12 protein-coding genes and 1 pseudogene are annotated in these 15,480 nt (G+C 70.6%); 6 read left to right on the plus strand and 7 right to left on the minus strand.

Annotation, left to right across the window (positions count from 1 at the left end):
• Positions 1–3: 3 nt before the first annotated feature.
• The 3 genes from NF557_RS05195 to NF557_RS05205 all read right to left on the minus strand — a co-directional run bounded on the left by NF557_RS05195 (position 4) and on the right by NF557_RS05205 (position 2,439).
• Positions 4–852, minus strand: a complete 849-nt coding sequence (locus NF557_RS05195; protein WP_280923982.1) for an amino acid ABC transporter ATP-binding protein — start codon at positions 850–852, stop codon at positions 4–6.
• Between the two features lie 4 nt (positions 853–856).
• A complete protein-coding gene (locus NF557_RS05200) occupies positions 857–1,522 on the minus strand; it encodes an amino acid ABC transporter permease (protein ID WP_252622308.1) in 666 nt (221 codons plus the stop codon).
• Positions 1,523–1,626: 104 nt separating this feature from the next.
• Entirely contained in the window at positions 1,627–2,439 is an 813-nt protein-coding gene (locus NF557_RS05205; RefSeq protein ID WP_252622310.1) for an amino acid ABC transporter substrate-binding protein, read from the minus strand.
• Between the two features lie 149 nt (positions 2,440–2,588).
• Here NF557_RS05205 and NF557_RS05210 point away from each other — a divergent pair, with 149 nt between their 5' ends.
• Together NF557_RS05210 and NF557_RS17685 are read left to right on the plus strand one after the other, a co-directional pair.
• Positions 2,589–3,710, plus strand: coding sequence for an epoxide hydrolase family protein (locus NF557_RS05210; RefSeq protein WP_252622312.1), 1,122 nt, complete (start codon positions 2,589–2,591; stop codon positions 3,708–3,710).
• 1,059 nt (positions 3,711–4,769) lie between these two features.
• Positions 4,770–4,982, plus strand: a pseudogene (locus NF557_RS17685) (AAA family ATPase); the annotation flags it as partial.
• A gap of 54 nt (positions 4,983–5,036) precedes the next feature.
• Here NF557_RS17685 and NF557_RS05220 read toward each other — a convergent pair.
• Complete coding sequence (locus NF557_RS05220) at positions 5,037–5,843, minus strand: UbiA family prenyltransferase (RefSeq protein ID WP_252622314.1); 807 nt, start codon at positions 5,841–5,843, stop codon at positions 5,037–5,039.
• A 52-nt stretch (positions 5,844–5,895) separates the two neighbouring features.
• Here NF557_RS05220 and NF557_RS05225 point away from each other — a divergent pair, with 52 nt between their 5' ends.
• Genes NF557_RS05225 through NF557_RS05235 form a run of 3 tightly spaced genes read left to right on the plus strand, consistent with a single transcriptional unit; the run spans position 5,896 to position 8,538 of the window.
• Positions 5,896–6,972 carry a type III polyketide synthase gene (locus tag NF557_RS05225; RefSeq protein WP_252622316.1) on the plus strand — a complete coding sequence of 359 codons (1,077 nt, stop codon included), beginning with the start codon at positions 5,896–5,898 and terminating at the stop codon, positions 6,970–6,972.
• Between the two features lie 13 nt (positions 6,973–6,985).
• Positions 6,986–7,495 carry an isoprenylcysteine carboxyl methyltransferase family protein gene (locus NF557_RS05230; protein ID WP_306254878.1) on the plus strand — a complete coding sequence of 170 codons (510 nt, stop codon included), beginning with the start codon at positions 6,986–6,988 and terminating at the stop codon, positions 7,493–7,495.
• Positions 7,492–8,538 (plus strand): NAD(P)/FAD-dependent oxidoreductase, encoded by a 1,047-nt coding sequence (locus NF557_RS05235; RefSeq protein ID WP_252622320.1) that lies wholly within the window; start codon positions 7,492–7,494, stop codon positions 8,536–8,538. Before NF557_RS05230 ends, NF557_RS05235 begins: the two co-directional genes overlap by 4 nt.
• Positions 8,539–8,547: 9 nt before the next feature.
• Here NF557_RS05235 and NF557_RS05240 read toward each other — a convergent pair whose 3' ends face one another.
• Both NF557_RS05240 and NF557_RS05245 read right to left on the minus strand, forming a co-directional pair.
• A complete protein-coding gene (locus tag NF557_RS05240; protein ID WP_252622322.1) occupies positions 8,548–9,300 on the minus strand; it encodes a YqjF family protein in 753 nt (250 codons plus the stop codon).
• Between the two features lie 79 nt (positions 9,301–9,379).
• Positions 9,380–9,817 carry a YdeI/OmpD-associated family protein gene (locus tag NF557_RS05245; protein WP_252622324.1) on the minus strand — a complete coding sequence of 146 codons (438 nt, stop codon included), beginning with the start codon at positions 9,815–9,817 and terminating at the stop codon, positions 9,380–9,382.
• A 39-nt stretch (positions 9,818–9,856) separates the two neighbouring features.
• Between NF557_RS05245 and NF557_RS05250 the strand changes: the two genes are divergently transcribed.
• Entirely contained in the window at positions 9,857–10,423 is a 567-nt protein-coding gene (locus NF557_RS05250; protein WP_252622326.1) for a glycine cleavage system transcriptional repressor, read from the plus strand.
• A gap of 3 nt (positions 10,424–10,426) precedes the next feature.
• On the opposite strand, the gene NF557_RS05255 is transcribed toward NF557_RS05250, so the two are convergent.
• On the minus strand, positions 10,427–15,415 hold the full coding sequence (locus tag NF557_RS05255) for an nSTAND1 domain-containing NTPase (protein WP_252622328.1): 4,989 nt from the start codon (positions 15,413–15,415) through the stop codon (positions 10,427–10,429).
• Positions 15,416–15,480: the final 65 nt, after the last annotated feature.

Here is a 15,480-nt window from a genome sequence, read left to right on the forward strand (position 1 = left end):
GTTTCAGTCGTCCTCGTGCAGAGGGTTGAGGATCCGGTCCAGGAACTGGCGGGTGCGCTCGTGCCGGGGGTTGGTGAACATCTGTCGCGGGTCCGACCGCTCGACGATTACGCCGCCGTCCATGAACAGGACCTCGTCGGCGGCGGCCCGGGCGAAGCTCAGCTCGTGGGTGACCACGACCATGGTCCACCCCTCGTCGGCCAGCTCCTTGATGACGGTCAGCACGTCGCCCACCAGCTCGGGGTCGAGAGCTGAGGTCGGCTCGTCGAAGAGCAGGAGGCTGGGCTTGAGCGCGAGGGCGCGGACGATGCCGACGCGTTGCTGCTGCCCGCCGGAGAGCTGGAACGGATAGACGTCGCGCTTCTCGAGCAGCCCGACGCGCTCCAGCAGCGCCTCCGCCTCCGCGACGGCCTGTGCCTTGGGCACCTTCTGCACCTGGACGGGCCCCTCGATGACGTTCTGCAGCACCGTCCGGTGCGGAAAGAGGTTGTGCTGCTGGAAGACCATGGCTGAGCGGTTGCGCAGCGCGAACCGCTCACTCTTGGAGACCTTGCCGGTGAAGTCGAGGGCCGGTCCGCCGAGGAGTTCGAGCCGGCCACCGTCAGGGGTCTCCAGGCCGTTCAGCGAGCGGAGCACGGTCGTCTTGCCCGACCCGCTCGGGCCGATCAGCACCACCACCTCGCCCTTACGGACGGTGAGGTCGATCGAGCGCAGCACCTCCAGGTCGCCGAAGCTCTTGCGCAGGCCGTTGGCCTGCAGCAGGACCTCGCCAGCCGGACCATGGGCCGGCCCGCCAGCCGGACCATGGGCCGGCCCGCCAGCCGGACCACCGGCGGAGGGGAGCGGTCTCATCGGTTCAGTGTGCGACATACCTGTCCAATCGTGTCTCGAGCATGCCTTGCGCGATCGACAGCACCAGGCAGAACACCCAGTAGACCAGGGCCGCCTGCAGGTAGAGCAGCATGAACTCCTGGCTGAACGCCGCGATCTTCTGGGCCTCCCGGAACAGCTCGGTCACCAGGATCATGGACGCCAGTGAGCTGTCCTTGACCAGGGAGATGAAGGTGTTGCTCAACGGAGGCACCGACACCCGTGCGGCCTGGGGGAGGATCAGCCGGCGCAGGGACTGACCGTGGCTCATGCCGATGGTGTAGCCGGCCTCCCACTGTCCCTTGGGCACCGACAGGATCGCCGCGCGGATCACCTCGGCCGCATAGCCACCCACGTTCAGCGAGAACGCGAAGACCGCGCTGGGCCACGGGTCGATGAGCACGCCGACTGACGGCAGGCCATAGAAGATGACGAACAGCTGCACCAGCAGGGGGGTGCCGCGGATCACCGAGATGTAGGCCCGGGCGAGCCACGACACGAACCGGTTGCTGGACAGCCGCATCAGTGCCACGCCCAGCGCCAGCACCAGCCCGATGGTGAAGGAGGACAACGCCAGCGGGATGGTGCCGGTCAGACCGCCGCGCACGATCGGCCACAGCGAGTCCAGGAAGAGCTGCCAGGAGTCAGACATCAGGTCCTTGGTGGGTCAGTGCCAGAGGGTCAGGGCGAGAGGGTCAGGGCGAGGCGGTCAGGACGGGGGGAGGGCGTGGCAGAAAGAGCGAGGCGGTCGGGACGTCAGCTGGAGACGTCGGTGCCGAAGTACTTCTCGCCCAGCTCGGCCAGCGTGCCGTCGGCCTCGAGCTCGGCCAGCGCCTCGTCGAAGGCGGCGACGAGCTCGGTCTTGTCCTTGTCGAACGCGAAGGCGTTGAGCGAGACCTCGTCCAGCTCGGCGGCGATCTTGACCGGGCTGTCCGGACGCTCGTTGGCGTAGTCCAGGAAGGTGAGCTTGTCGTTGACGGTCGCGTCGACCCGGCCCTGCTCGAGCAGCGCCACCGCCTGGGCCCAGCCCTCGACGGCCTCGACGTTGGCGCCCGCGCCCTCGGCGATGGTGCCCCAGTTGCTGGTCAGGGACTGCGCGGTGGTCTTGCCCTCCAGGTCCTCCAGGCCGACGATGTCGCTGGTGGCCTCGGCGACCACGATGACTCCCGGGGAGACGGTGTAGGGCTCGCTAAAGAGATAGGACTCCTCGCGCTGGGGGTTGATCGAGACCTGGTTGGCGATGACGTCAAAGCGTCCGGCCTCCAGGCCGGCGAAGATCGCGTCCCACTGGGTCTCCTGGTAGTCGATCTCCAGGTCCAGCTTCTCCGCGACGGCCTCGACAACCTCGATGTCATAGCCGGTCAGCTCGCCGCTGCCGCCCTCGTGGTAGCTGAACGGACGGTAGGTGCCCTCGGTCCCGACCACGAGGACTCCCTCGGTGGCCAGGCCGTATGCCGAGTCGGCACCGGCGGTCTGTGCGTCGCCGACGGTGCCCCCCTCACTGCCGCAGGCGGCGAGGGTCAGGGCCGAGGCGGCCAGGGCGAGCGCGAGGGTGCGGTGCGACGACATGCTTGTAGGTGTCCTTCTGGTGGCAGGGGGTGTGGTCGGGCGAGCCCGGGTGGATCTTCTGTGCCAACGACTCCCGGGCGCACACCATTCCCCCAGAGCGAGAAATGTGTATCCCAACACACTGTTATGCCAGATCGCTATCATCGAGGATGCACATCGAACCGTTTGCCGTCGCGGTCTCCGACGCAGTCCTGGACGACCTGCGCGAGCGGATCCGACGCACGCGCTGGCCCGATCCGGCACCCGGGGAGTCGTGGGCGCAGGGCGTCGACCGTGACTATCTGCGCGGACTGCTGGGCTACTGGGCGGACGGGTTTGACTGGCGGGCGCAGGAGCAGTGGCTCAACCGCTTCGAGCACCGGGTGGCCGACGTGGATGGCCTTCGGGTCCACTTCGTGCACCACCGGGCGGGCGAGGATCGACTGCCGCTGGTCCTGACCCACGGCTGGCCCAGCACGTTTGTCGAGCTCCTTTCCATGGTCGACCGTCTCGGGGGACAGTTCGATCTGGTCGTGCCGTCCCTGCCGGGTTATGCCTTCTCGCACCGCCCGTCGCACTCGGGTGTGGACCGTGCGTTTGTGGCTGGCGTGTGGCACCGGCTCATGCAGGGGCTCGGCTACGAGCGCTACGGAGCGCACGGCGGCGATTTCGGTGCCGGCGTCGCCACGGTGATGGCGCTGCAGCAGCCGGAACGGGTGATCGGGATCCACCTCAGCACGTCGGAGATGTGGCCCTACACCGGACCGGGGTCACCGCCGCTGTCGGCGGAGGAGCGGGCGTATGTCGATCACGTCGCCCGCTGGGAGGAGACGGAGCGCGGCTACAGCGCTGTGCAGTCCACCCGCCCGCAGACACTGGGCTACGGGCTCAACGACTCGCCGGCCGGGCTGGCGGCCTGGGTGCTGGACAAGTGGCGCTCCTGGTCGGACAGCGGCGGAGACCTGGATGGACGGTTCGGTCGCGATGCGCTGTTGACGATGCTGACCATCTGGTGGGTCACCGGGTCGATCACGACGTCCATGCGCGACTACTACGACAACCGTTGGCACGGCACGCCGATCGGCCCGGCAGACCTCGTGGAGGTGCCGACCGCCATGGCGGTCTTCGCCCACGAGTTCGTGTCGGAGGGACAGGCGCCGCGGTCCTGGCACGAGCGGCTCTACAACATCCAGCGCTGGACGGTCTTCCCCCGCGGCGGCCACTTCGCGGCGGCCGAGGACCCCGACCTGCTGGCCGCTGACATCGCCGAGTTCTTCACCCACCTGCCGTAGCTCCCGGGTCAGCGTCCTGTCCACACCTGGAGCAGAGCCCTTGTGGCCGTGCTCGCTCCACAGTTGAATGAGGTCATGGACCCCATCAGGCCGCTGCCGACCGCCGTCGTGGCCTTCGTCGGGGCGTGCGGGGAGGGGCCGGTGGGCGAGCCGGTCACCATCACCAGCGCCGACGACTACCACGCCCAGTTCGGGCCGAGCCTGGGTCCGGACCGGCCGCTGGGGCACGCGGTGGACCTGTTCTTTGCCAACGCCGCAGACGAGACGACCAGCGCGGTCGTCGTGCGCACGGACGGGAGCGACGTCGAGGCGGGCGTGCACGCCCTCGACGGGACCGGCTACACCGTGCTCGTCCTCCCGGGAGTCACCACCGCGCACACCGACCAGGTGAGGGCAGCGCTCGAGCGCTGCGCGGCATACGCCGCAGTGTTGTTGTTGGACCTGCCGAACGGACCCTGGATCTCGGCGCAGGATGACCTCGACGCGATCACCGCGCACCGGGAGCGGGTGGCGGTCTATCACCCCTGGGTGGTCGTGGACGGGGTGAGCCTGCCGCCGTCGGGTGCGGTCGCCGGCGTGATCGCTCGCACCGACCGCGAGCGCGGTGTCTGGAAGGCAGCCGGTGGCACGAGCGCGCAGCTGCTCAGCATCGACGGGCTCACCGAGGCGGTGGATCAGCAGGTGGGCGACGCGATGACCATGGCGGGGGTCAACGGGCTGCGTGACTTTGGCAGCCGCGGGCATCTGGTGTGGGGTGCGCGGACCCTGGCGTCCACGGCGACGCGGCTCACGGAGGAGCGCTATCTGCCGCCGCGACGGCTCGTGGACCATGTCCGGCGCAGTGTGCAGACCGGGCTGGCGGGTGTGGTCTTCGAGGACGACAACCCAGGCCTGTGGACGCAGGTCAGGCTGCTGGTCGACGAGTTCCTGGGTGGTCTGTGGCGGGCCGGCGCATTGCAGGGCACGAAGCCGGAGGATGCCTACTTTGTGCAGTGCGGGCTCGGGCAGACGATGACCGAGCAGGACGTGGCGGACGGCAGAGTGATCGTGCGCTGGGGGATGTCCGTGAGCAAGCCGGCCGAGTTCGCCATCTCGACGGTGACGCTGGCCTCGGCGGTCATCTCGCGCGAGCTGCTGGCCCACCCCCTCGGGCCGGTGGTCTCGCGCTACATCGGTGAGACGGAGAAGAACCTCGCCAGGTCGCTGGAGCAGGCCGGGCGGGTGGCCAGGGTGCTGATCTTTGACGAGGCGGACGCGATCTTCGGCAGGCGCACCGAGATCAGGGACTCGCACGACCGCTATGCCAACCTCGAGGTGGGCCTCAGGTCAGCCGACGACGAGCGCGATGACGTTGATGACGGCGAGCGCGATCGCCGCGACAAAGGGCGTCGTCCCGCGCGCTCGCCACGCGAGCGCCGCGAGGGCGACACACGCGAGCAGCACCGCGGCGGACCACCAGGACGGCCCACCGGGCGGGGCAAGGACGACGATCACTGACCCGGTCAGGAGCAGCAGCGGCGCGACAAACCTGGTGGGTCGCTCACCCAACCGGTGCGGCAGCCCGCGCACGCCGGTCTGCTCGTCGTCGGCCAGGTCCGGCAGCACGTTGAGCAGGTGGGCGCCCACGCCGAGCAGCGCCCCGACGACCACCGCCCACCACGGTGGTGCCCCCGACCCGGCCCCCACCCAGGCGACGGCAGGCAGGGCACCGAACGCCACGGCATACGGCACCCAGGACCACGCCGTGGCCTTGAGCCCCGCGTTGTAGGCCAGCCCCGACCCCACCACGAGCATCAGGTGCAGCGCGGCGGCGGCGAGTGAGACTGCCAGCGAGAGGGTGACGGTGGCGACCGCGGCGAGGGCCAGCGCCCATCGCACGGTCCGCACGTCCACGACCCCGCGCGCCACGGGCTTGTCGACCCGGCCGACTGAGCGGTCCCGCTCCGCGTCGATCAGGTCGTTGGACCAGCCGATCACCAGCTGACCGGTGAGGACGGCGGCGACGACCAGAAGGCCGGGGGCCCAGGTCGCTCCGGCGCCGAGCACGAGGCCCGCGGTGAGCGCCGTCACCGCCACGGTTGGCAGTGGGTGGGACGCTCGCACCAGGCCGGTGCCCATCTCGCGTGCCGTCATACCGGGAGCCTACGGAAGGCGCGGGCCGCGTTGTCTCCGTAGGCTGGACGTCGTGTCCACTGTCGCCGCCGTCCATGGTGTCCTGCCCCCGCACCGCTATGCCCAGGAAGACCTGACCGGCATGCTGGCGGACCTGGTCGGGCTGCCCGAGCGGCTGCGGCCCCAGCTGCAGCAGATCCACGGCAACGCCGGCGTGGCGTTCCGGCACCTGGCGCTGCCGGCGCAGGACTATGCCGAGGTCTGCTCCGACTTCGGCCGCTCGAACGACGCGTTCATCGAGCACGGCACCGAGCTGGCCGCGCAGGCGGTGGAGGGCGCGTTGAAGCAGGCCGGCGTGGACGCACAGGACGTGGACCTGCTTCTGTCGACCACGATCACCGGTCTGGCAGTGCCCTCGATCGACGCCAAGCTCATGGGTCGGCTGCCGCTGCGCACGGACGTCAAGCGCGTCCCGGTCGTGGGGCTGGGTTGCGTCGGCGGTGCGGCTGGCATCGCCCGGGTGCACGACCACCTGCTGGGACATCCCGACGACGTCGCCGTGCTGCTGTCGGTCGAGCTGTGCAGCCTGACCCTGCAGCGGCACGACACTTCCACGGCCAACCTCGTCGCGAGCGGACTGTTCGGGGACGGGGCGGCCGCGGTCGTGCTGCTCGGCGAGCGGGCTGCGGGGGACCACCTCCCGCGCGGGCCGCGGGTGGTCGCGACCCGGAGCCGGTTCTATCCCGACACGGAGACGGCCATGGGCTGGGACATCCGCTCGACCGGCCTGAAGATCGTGCTCGGCGCGGAGGTGCCCGACCTGGTGCGCGCCAACGTCCGCGACGATGTGGACGCCTTCCTGGCCAGCCAGGGCCTGACCCGTGCGGACATCGGCTGGTTCGTCGCCCACCCCGGTGGCCCGAAGGTCCTGGACGCCATGGCCGAGGCGCTGCAGGTCCCGGCGAGTGCCCTGGCCGTGACCTGGGCCTCCCTGGAGCAGATCGGCAACCTGTCCTCCTCCTCGGTGCTGCACGTCCTGTCCGACACCCTGCGCGACCATGCGCCCACGCCCGGCAGCCACGGGCTGCTGCTGGCGATGGGTCCGGGCTTCTGCCTGGAGATGGTTCTGCTGCAGGCGCCGGTGGAGTGACCGGGTGGACTCCCTGGACTGGTATGCCGTCCTGCTCGGCCTCGTCGTGCTCGAGCGGGTGGCCGAGCTGGTCCTGTCGAAGCGGCACGCCGCCTGGGCGCTGGGCCAGGGTGGGGTCGAGCACGGTCGGGGCCACTATCCGCCGATGGTGCTGCTGCACAGCGCCCTGCTGCTCGGCGCGTTCGGGGAGGCGTGGCTGGGCGACCGGCCGTTCCTGCCCTGGCTCGGCTGGCCGATGCTGGCGGTTGTGGTCGCGGCGCAGGCGCTGCGGTGGTGGTGCATCGCCTCGCTCGGGCGTCAGTGGAACACCCGCGTCATCGTCGTGCCGGGCCTGCCGCTGGTCAGCCGCGGGCCCTATCGCCTCCTGCGCCACCCCAACTATGTCGCCGTGGTCGCCGAGGGGATCGCGCTGCCCCTGGTGCACACCTCGTGGGTGACCGCGCTCGTCTTCACCGTCCTGAACGCCTGGCTGCTCACGGTGCGCATCCGCAGCGAGGACGCCGCCCTGGCGACCGTCCGGTGAGGGACGCCGACGTCGTCTTGATCGGTGGTGGCCCGGTCGGGATGACCGCTGCGCTGTATGCCGCGCGCGCCGGACTGTCGGTCATCGTCCTGGAGCCGCGTCGCTCACCGGTGGACAAGGCGTGCGGGGAGGGTGTGATGCCGGGTGCTCTGGTGGCGCTGCACCAGCTGGGTGTCGAGCCGGTGGGTTTCGACTTCCGGGGCATCCGCTACACCGACGGGCGTCGCTCGGTCACCGCGGACTTCCCCGGTGGGCCCGGTCGGGGCGTGCGCCGCACCGAGCTGCACCAGGTGCTGCGCGCTGCGCTGGATGCCGCTGATATCAGGGTGCTGCCGGTGGCCGCCGTTGGGGTGGAGCAGGACTCCTCGTCGGTGCGAGTGACGCTGGCTGACTCGAGGCGGGTGCTGACCGCCTCCTATGTCGTCGCTGCCGATGGTCTGCACTCGCCGACCCGCCGGTGGTTGGGGCTGGAGGCACCGGCCCGGGGTCCGCGCCGGCACGGGTTGCGCCGCCACTTCGCCGTCGCGCCGTGGATCGACCGCGTCGAGGTGCACTGGGCTCCCGCCGGAGAGGCCTACGTGACACCTGTGGCTGAGGACACGGTCGGCGTCGCCCTGCTCACCGGCAACAAGGGGCCGTTCGAGGAGCACCTGGCGCAGTTCCCGGCGCTGGCCCAGCGGCTGGTCGGGGTCGAACCCGCCAGCAGCGTCCTGGGCGCCGGGCCGTTCGCCCAGCGCGTCACCTCGCGCGCCAGCGGCCGGGTGCTGCTGGTCGGTGACGCAGGCGGCTATGTCGACGCGCTGACGGGGGAGGGCCTGGCGGTCGGCTTCGCCCAGGCAAAGATGGCGGTGCGAGCGATCCTGGCCGGCCAGCCCTCGGCATACCCCCGTCTGGCCCGGCAGGTCACCTGGCGCAGCACCGCCCTCACCCGCGGTCTGCTGCTCGCCACCCAGCCGCAGTGGGGGCGACGCGCCACCTTGCGTGCCGCCGTCGCGCTGCCCGGCGTCTTCCGCGGCGCAGTGTCGGTCCTGTCTCGCACCTGAGCTGTCCCGTCAGGCGGGCCGGAAGGTCCCGAGCCGGGCGTGGACCACCTCGGCGGTCTGCACCATCGGGTCACCTGCGGGTGCGGGCAGGCCGACCCAGCGCAACGGTGTCGTCAGCTCACCCGTGACCGTCCCGTGCCTCAGCGGCCACGGCTCGTGCTCGACGGGGGTGCGCCACAGGGCGCGGGCGCGGCGGTGATAGGCCGTCCAGCGGCCGGCCAGGCTCTCGACCAGCGGGGTGCGCTCGTGCGCGGTCAGCGGTGCTCCCGTCTGGACCGAGGCGGTGAACCACGCGCTGTCCTGTGGAGTGCGCAGACCGAGCACGCCCCGCGGCGCGCCGAAGCGATAGTCCCAGCGGGCGTCGTCGGTGGCGTCCTCGCCGCGGGCCACGACGCCGTCGGCGACCTCATAGGGCAGGCCGATGCTGCGCAGCGACAGGGCAAAGCTGGCTCGGGGAACGACCATCCCGAGGAACCAGATCCCGTCACGGCCGTCGGGCGCCTGCACATAGCAGCGCACGTTGAGCTCGGCGAAGGCGTCCCAGCCGGGAGGTGCCGGCAGCCTCGGCAGCCGGACGTCAGCCATGAGGAAGGGGATGACGCCCACCCAGGTCTGGCCCTCCCACGTCTGGACCCGCAGCGGTGGCGGCACCAGCGACTGCACCGTCTCGACGTCATAGGCCCAGTGCAGGAACGTCAGGTGGCGCCAGGTCTGCAGGTTGACCGCGGCGCGCACGGGCGCGTCCGGATCGTGACCGCTCATAGGTCACTTATAGGGGAGGCACCCGCCTGCCGCAACGGGCCGCGTCGGCGCCGGCCGGCCGGTGCCGAAGGCCGGACCGTCAGTCGCCCAGAAGATCCAGGATCTTGGTGATGCGACGCGTCCGGGTCTCGGGCCTCTTGGCGTTGGCGACCGAGCGGGCGTGCTCCTTGCGCTGGGTGTAGGAGAGCGCAGCAAAGGCCGCGTGGGCCGCGGGGTGGGCGGCCAGGGCCTCGGCCAGCTCGGGCGGCATGTCGACGGTGCGCTCAGCGTCGTCCAGCTCGATGGTCGCTGTCACCTCGTCGCCGATCTCGACACCAAGGGAAGCGCGCGCCGCCTTGGACAGCCCGATGCAGTTGCGTCCACCCATCCGGGCGACCCGGAGCCGCTCGCTCCTGCCGTCGATGGTGACGACCACCGGCGGGTTCTTGACTGAGGCGAGCTCGGCCACCTGGTCGTCGGTGAGGAAGATCGCGCAGGCAGGACCTGCCGGCTCGAGAGTGGTCTGCAGACGCAGCATCCCACCAGCCTAGGGCGAGCGGTGACGATAGCCTGCAGTATGCGGAAACTTGTGGTGAGCGTGATTGCTGATGAGCGACCCGGCCTGGTGGCCGAGCTCGCGAGTGCCGTTGCTGAGCACGGCGGGAACTGGCTCGAGAGCCAGATGGGGCGGCTGGGCGGCAAGTTTGCCGGTGCCGTCCTGATCGAGGTGGCACCTGATCGCGTCGATGACCTCACGGCCGCGCTGAAGGGCCTCAGTGACGTCGGTGTCGTCGACGTGTCAGCCACCTCGGCCGACGGCGCGACGAAGGGCAGTGTCGAGTCGGTCCGGTTGCAGGTCGTGGGTCAGGACCAGCCCGGCATCGTGCGTGAGGTCACCCGCGCCCTCGCGGCGCACGGTCTGAGCATCCAGGAGCTCTACACCGAGACCAGCGACGCGCCGATGACCGGTGACCGGCTCTTTGAGGCGGCGGCCGCGGTGGAGCTCGGCGACGGGCTGGACCTGCCTGGACTGCGAGCTGCGCTGGACGCGGTGTCCGCCGACCTGAGCCTTGACATCCAGGTCGACGACGGCCATGACGGCCCGGCCTGGGGCGAGGTGCCCGACTCGGCCGAGACGAGGTGACCCCTACCGCGTCGGGCAGGTGGGACGGTAGGGGACCGACCCGAAGTACTGCCCCCATTCCGCGTCCGTGAGATCACGCCCGGCGGTGTCGCAGGCCGCCTGGACCCAGTCCGTCGGGTCCAGGGTCAGACTGCTGGCCTCTGCTCCACCGATGACCACCAGGCTTCCGTCAGGTCGGATGTCGGAGTAGGCGCCAGGCAGCGGCCCACCGAAGGACTCGAGCTCGGGCAGGCTCCAGAGCCGGACGGCCCCCGTCGCGTCATCGGAGGTGACCATCATGGAGCCGTCGTCAGTGAACTGGAAGTTGACCAGCGGCATCGGGAGGCCGCCCGCCTCCTGGAGGGGACGCAGGGTGGTCGGCTCGCGCAGGTAGACCCGTCCGCTCTGCGAGCTGGTCACCAGCTCCCCGGTCGGAGCAAAACCGGCAGTGACCCCGGTCCACTGCTTGACGATCAGCTCGGGTGTCGTCCCAGTCAGGTCCCACACGCCGGTGAGGTCGCCGACCGAGGCCACCAGTTGTGGCTCGTCCGGGGCGAAGTCCACCTGGATGACGAACCGGGCCTCCGGACTTCCCTCCAGGTCGTCGAGCACCGCCGTGGTCTCCAACGAGCTCGGGTCGTGCAGCTCGACCAACCCACCGATCCGTCCGCTTGCCAGCATGGTTCCGTCGCTGTTGACCGCCAGCAGCGTGGGCACCCAGTGCGACACCGACCCGCCCGTGACCGGCCCGGCGACCGGCGCGCCGGTGCCGGTGTCGTATGCCGTGAGCTCACCCGGGCAGTACTCCCGGCTGGTCAGCTCGGTCCCCGTGCAGGACAGCACGTAGACGACGTCCTCGTCCGGATGGAAGGCCAGCCCAGCGACGCTGACGATGTCCGGGTCGGGGATGTCCAGTGTCACCAGGGGTTGCAGCGTCCTGCCATCGAACAACCGCGCCCCATGACCCCAGCCGGCCATCGCCAGCAGCTCACCGCTCGGGCTGAAGGTCGGGATCCCGGCGCCGAGCTCCGTCAGCGGGGCGACCGCCGGGCTGGGCACGTCGAGGTCCCAACGGGTCACCTCACCGGCCGAGCCGACCGTGACCAGGTCGCCGTCGGACAGGAACTCCAGATCGATGGTCTCGGTGGCGATCGGGAACGCCTGTTCGAGCCGTCCCTGTGGTGTCCCGGGGAACTGCCAGACCATCGCCTGGTTGAAGGCTGCGACTGCGATGCGCTGACCGTCGGGCGAAGCCGCCAGGGAGACCGTCACGTTGTCGTGTGACAGAGGGCCCTCGATGATGCGCAGCGGGTGGTCGGCCAGCACGTAGGTGGCTCCGTCGAAGGTCGTGGCAACCACCTGGTCGGTGCCCGGGATGGTCGCGAGGTCGAAAACCGCCGGTTCGTCGGAGTCGGGCAGGTCGACCACGCCGTCCGGGGCCGTGCCTTGCTCATCGCTCCCCGGCTCAGCCACGACGGAGCCGGGTGTCTCGGTGGACGGGGCGACCCAGGCGTAGACCCCAGCGACCGTTCCGGCATAGACCCTGCTCCCGTCACTGCTCCAGGCGACGGCGAGCAACGGGTCGGCAGGGTCTGGCGTGCTCAGGCGCGCGCGGACCTGCCAGGAGGTGGTGTCGACCAGCCGGACCGTGCCGTGGCTGGTGACGGCCAGGGTGCTCGAGTCGGGGCTGAAGGCCACCTTGGACTCCTGCCCGATGGGAGTGTCCAGGGTCGCCACGGGCTGGTCCTCTCCGATCCGATGCACGACCACGCCGGTGCCGTCGGTGGAGTCTCCGCCCGAGGCAACCATCCCGGCGGCGGCGTCCAACCCGCCCCCGATCGGGAAGACGGGCACCGGGACGGGTCCGAGCACCACGGCTGCCGTCTCCAGGTCAAACACCGTCAGCTCCCCTTCTGGGCTGAGAACGGCCGCGACCCCGGAGTCGGCATCGACTGCCAGTGCCTGGAGACCGGCCGGTTCCTCATAAAGCAGGGTGCCGACAGGACGTGGGTTGGACAGGGCGGTGAGCAGGCCTCGGCGGGTGTGTGACGAGTCATCCATGAGGTAGGCCTCGGTCGCGAGCAACAGCGCAAGTGGCCAGTCCTTGTCCGCCACGTCGTTGGCCGAGGCCAGCAGACCGGCCACCGCCGCCTGCGCCCGGGACTCGGCGGCCAGTGCGTTGTTGTGTGCCGAGAGTCCCCGCTCCACCGCGACTGCTCCGATGGCCACGACGACCACGAGCGCCGCGGCGAGCAGCCACCGGTGCCGGCGCAGTCGGCGGTTGCCCTGCTCGCGCTGTTGCGCCGCTTCGGTTGCCGCCCTGACCTCGTCGTCGCGCTGGGCGCGGCTGGCAGCAACGAACGCCGCCACATCCGGTGGAGCTCCGGTGGGTGGCAGCGCCTCGATCGCCCGGTCCAGACGCGCACCGCGCAGCAGCGCACCGCGGTCCTGACCCAGCTCGCGCCACTGAGCCGCGGCACGAGCGAGGTCGGCCAGCTCCCGGTGCCGCGCCTGGTTGCCCTCCACCCAGCGTCGCAGCCGCGGCCAGTGCTCGACCAGTGCCTCGTGCGCCAGTCCGACGGTCGGTTCGCGAGTGTCCAGTCGGCGGTCTGCGGAGAGCAACCGGGCGGCGATCCAGGTCTCCATCAGTCGGTGCAGGTCGGCGCCGTGCTCCGGGCTCACCGCCTTGACCTCGGACATGGTGATGCGGGTGCCGATCGGTTCTCCGGCGGAGACCACCACCAGCCTGCTGAGCAGCTCGGCGAACAACTGCTGCTCCGTGGCGCTCAGCGTGCTGAGCATGCTCTCCGCACGCGACCCGATGGCGCCCTCGACCCCGCCCAGGGCACGCAGAGCTGAGAGGGTCAGTGCCGGCTGCCCCCCGCTGGCCAGCTCATGGAGGGTGAACTGGAGGGCGGGCAGGGCTGCGGGTCGTCCGGCAACAGCAGCGACGAGCTCGCTGGTCAGACCCGGCTCCAGGGTCAGCCGGTTCACGGCGGGCCCCCGCACCGCCGCCTCAAGCTCGCTCGGGGTCATCGCCGCGACCGGCAAGGTCGCATCGCGCAGCAACGGACCAAACGTGGGGTGGGCCAGTGGGCGGTCGAAGTAGTCGGCCCGGACTGTGGCGACCACACTCAGCGGGCAATCTTCCGCGGTGCTCGCGTGGGCCAACGCGTCGAGGAGCGCTTCGGCAGCCTCCGGCTCGGCGTGTGAGTAGATCTCCTCCAGCTGGTCGACGACCAACAGCAGACGCCACCCGGAAGGCGTCAGCGCCCGGGCGACCCGCGCCAGCCCCTCCGGCTCCTCAAGTGACACGACCGTGTCTGCGGTGGACGTGGTCGCGACTCGCCGTAGCGCCTCGGAAAGACTGTCCAGAGGGTCGGAGCCGGGCACCATGACCGTGATCAGCCAGCGCGGCTCGGCCGACCGCCGGAGGCGAGGCAGCAGGCCGGCTCGCACCACACTTGACTTGCCGCTGCCGGAGCCGCCGACGACGGCGAGGAGCCTGCTGTGGGACACCAGTTCTTCCATGCGCTCGATCAGGGCCTCGCGCCCGAAGAAGCGATCGGCATCCTGCTCCTCGAACCGGCGCAGTCCGACATACGGGTTCCCCGGCTGATGGGCACTGGCACGCAGGTGCGCCAGGACGGCGGTGACGGTGCTGTGCACCGCCCCGCCCGGGCCGTCGTCGGCCGGTTGCACCGCCCAGTCATGGCGCTCATCGGGGGAGGCGGCAGCGAAGCAGACCCGGACCAGCTCGACATACTGAGCCGCGTCGTCGAGTCGTCCCGCGTCGCTGGTCCGGAGCGCGCGGTCACCGAGATAGGCCTCCCCGGCCGCGTCGAAGAAGACGTTGTCCGAACGGACATCCCCGTGCGTCAGGCCACGCGCCGCGTAGTCGAGCAGCGCTCCACCGACTCGTTCGGCGACGTGCCGAGCCATCGGGGGAGTGATCGCCTTCTTGGTCAGCTGGTCCCGCAACGTGCCGCCGGTCATGCGCTGCATCACCAGGGCCGCGAGGCCTGGCTCACGCCACGCGTCGTAGATCGGCACGACAGACGTGCTGTCCACCGTGGCGGCCGCGTGCGCGTCCCGCTCGAAGGTGCGGACCACGGTCACGTCGTCGGCGATCTCGGGACGATAGACCCGCACCGCATACTCGCGGTCCACTCCGGGCAGGCGGGCACTGAACACCGTCCCGCGCGGGCCACTGCCGAGTCGCTCGCCGAGCTGATATCCGCGCAGGGACTGTTCGGCCTGGACGAGGTGGAGCAGGTCGGGTTCCCCGGCAAGGATCCGTTCGTGCAGCTGGACCAGGTCCGGACCGGGGTCGATGCCCAGCTCGTCGCTCAGCTTCGTCCTGTGCTGCCGATAGAGGGTCAGTGCTTCTGCGGTGCGACCAGTCGTGGACAGGGCGAGCATCAGCCGCGCGGTCAGGTTCTCCCGGAACGGGTCTTCGAGGAGGACTTCGCGCAGGTTGGGCACCGCGTCGCTGCCGTGACCCACGAGCATCTGCGCGTCGGCGAGGTGCTCGACAGCCGTGACGCGCAGGTCCGCCAGCCGCTGAGCCTCCCCGCTCACCCACCAGGTCGCGTCCATGCCCTGGTATGCCGCACCCCGCCAGAGCTGGAGAGCCTGGGACAACGTAGCCGCGGCAATCGTCGGGTCCCCGTACTCCAGGGCTCGGCGACCCTGCCCCACCAGCTGTTCGAAGTGTGCTGAGTCCAGGGCCTCGTCCGGCACGTGCAGCACATAGCCGCCGTCGGTGTGCCCCACCGCCAGATCTGTGCCGAGCTTGTGCCGCAGCCGGGTCAGGTAGGTGCGCAGGGTCGCCTCGGCCTTCGGACCCGCCTGCTCGCCGAAGACTGCCTCCACCAGGCGATCGACGCTGACCGGGCGGTTGCGCGTCACCAGCAACGTGACGAGCAACCGACGCAACCGGTCACCGGCCAGGTCGACAGGCTCGCCGTCTGACGTCACCTCGAGTGGCCCTAGGACTGCGTACTCGATCATCTGACCTCACCCTCCGCCGCGCACGCTACGGGAGGGCTGTTGCATCTGCGTTGCACCGGGTCCAG

Origin of the sequence: Ornithinimicrobium cryptoxanthini (genome assembly GCF_023923205.1) — a bacterium.
Taxonomy (GTDB): domain Bacteria; phylum Actinomycetota; class Actinomycetes; order Actinomycetales; family Dermatophilaceae; genus Ornithinicoccus; species Ornithinicoccus cryptoxanthini.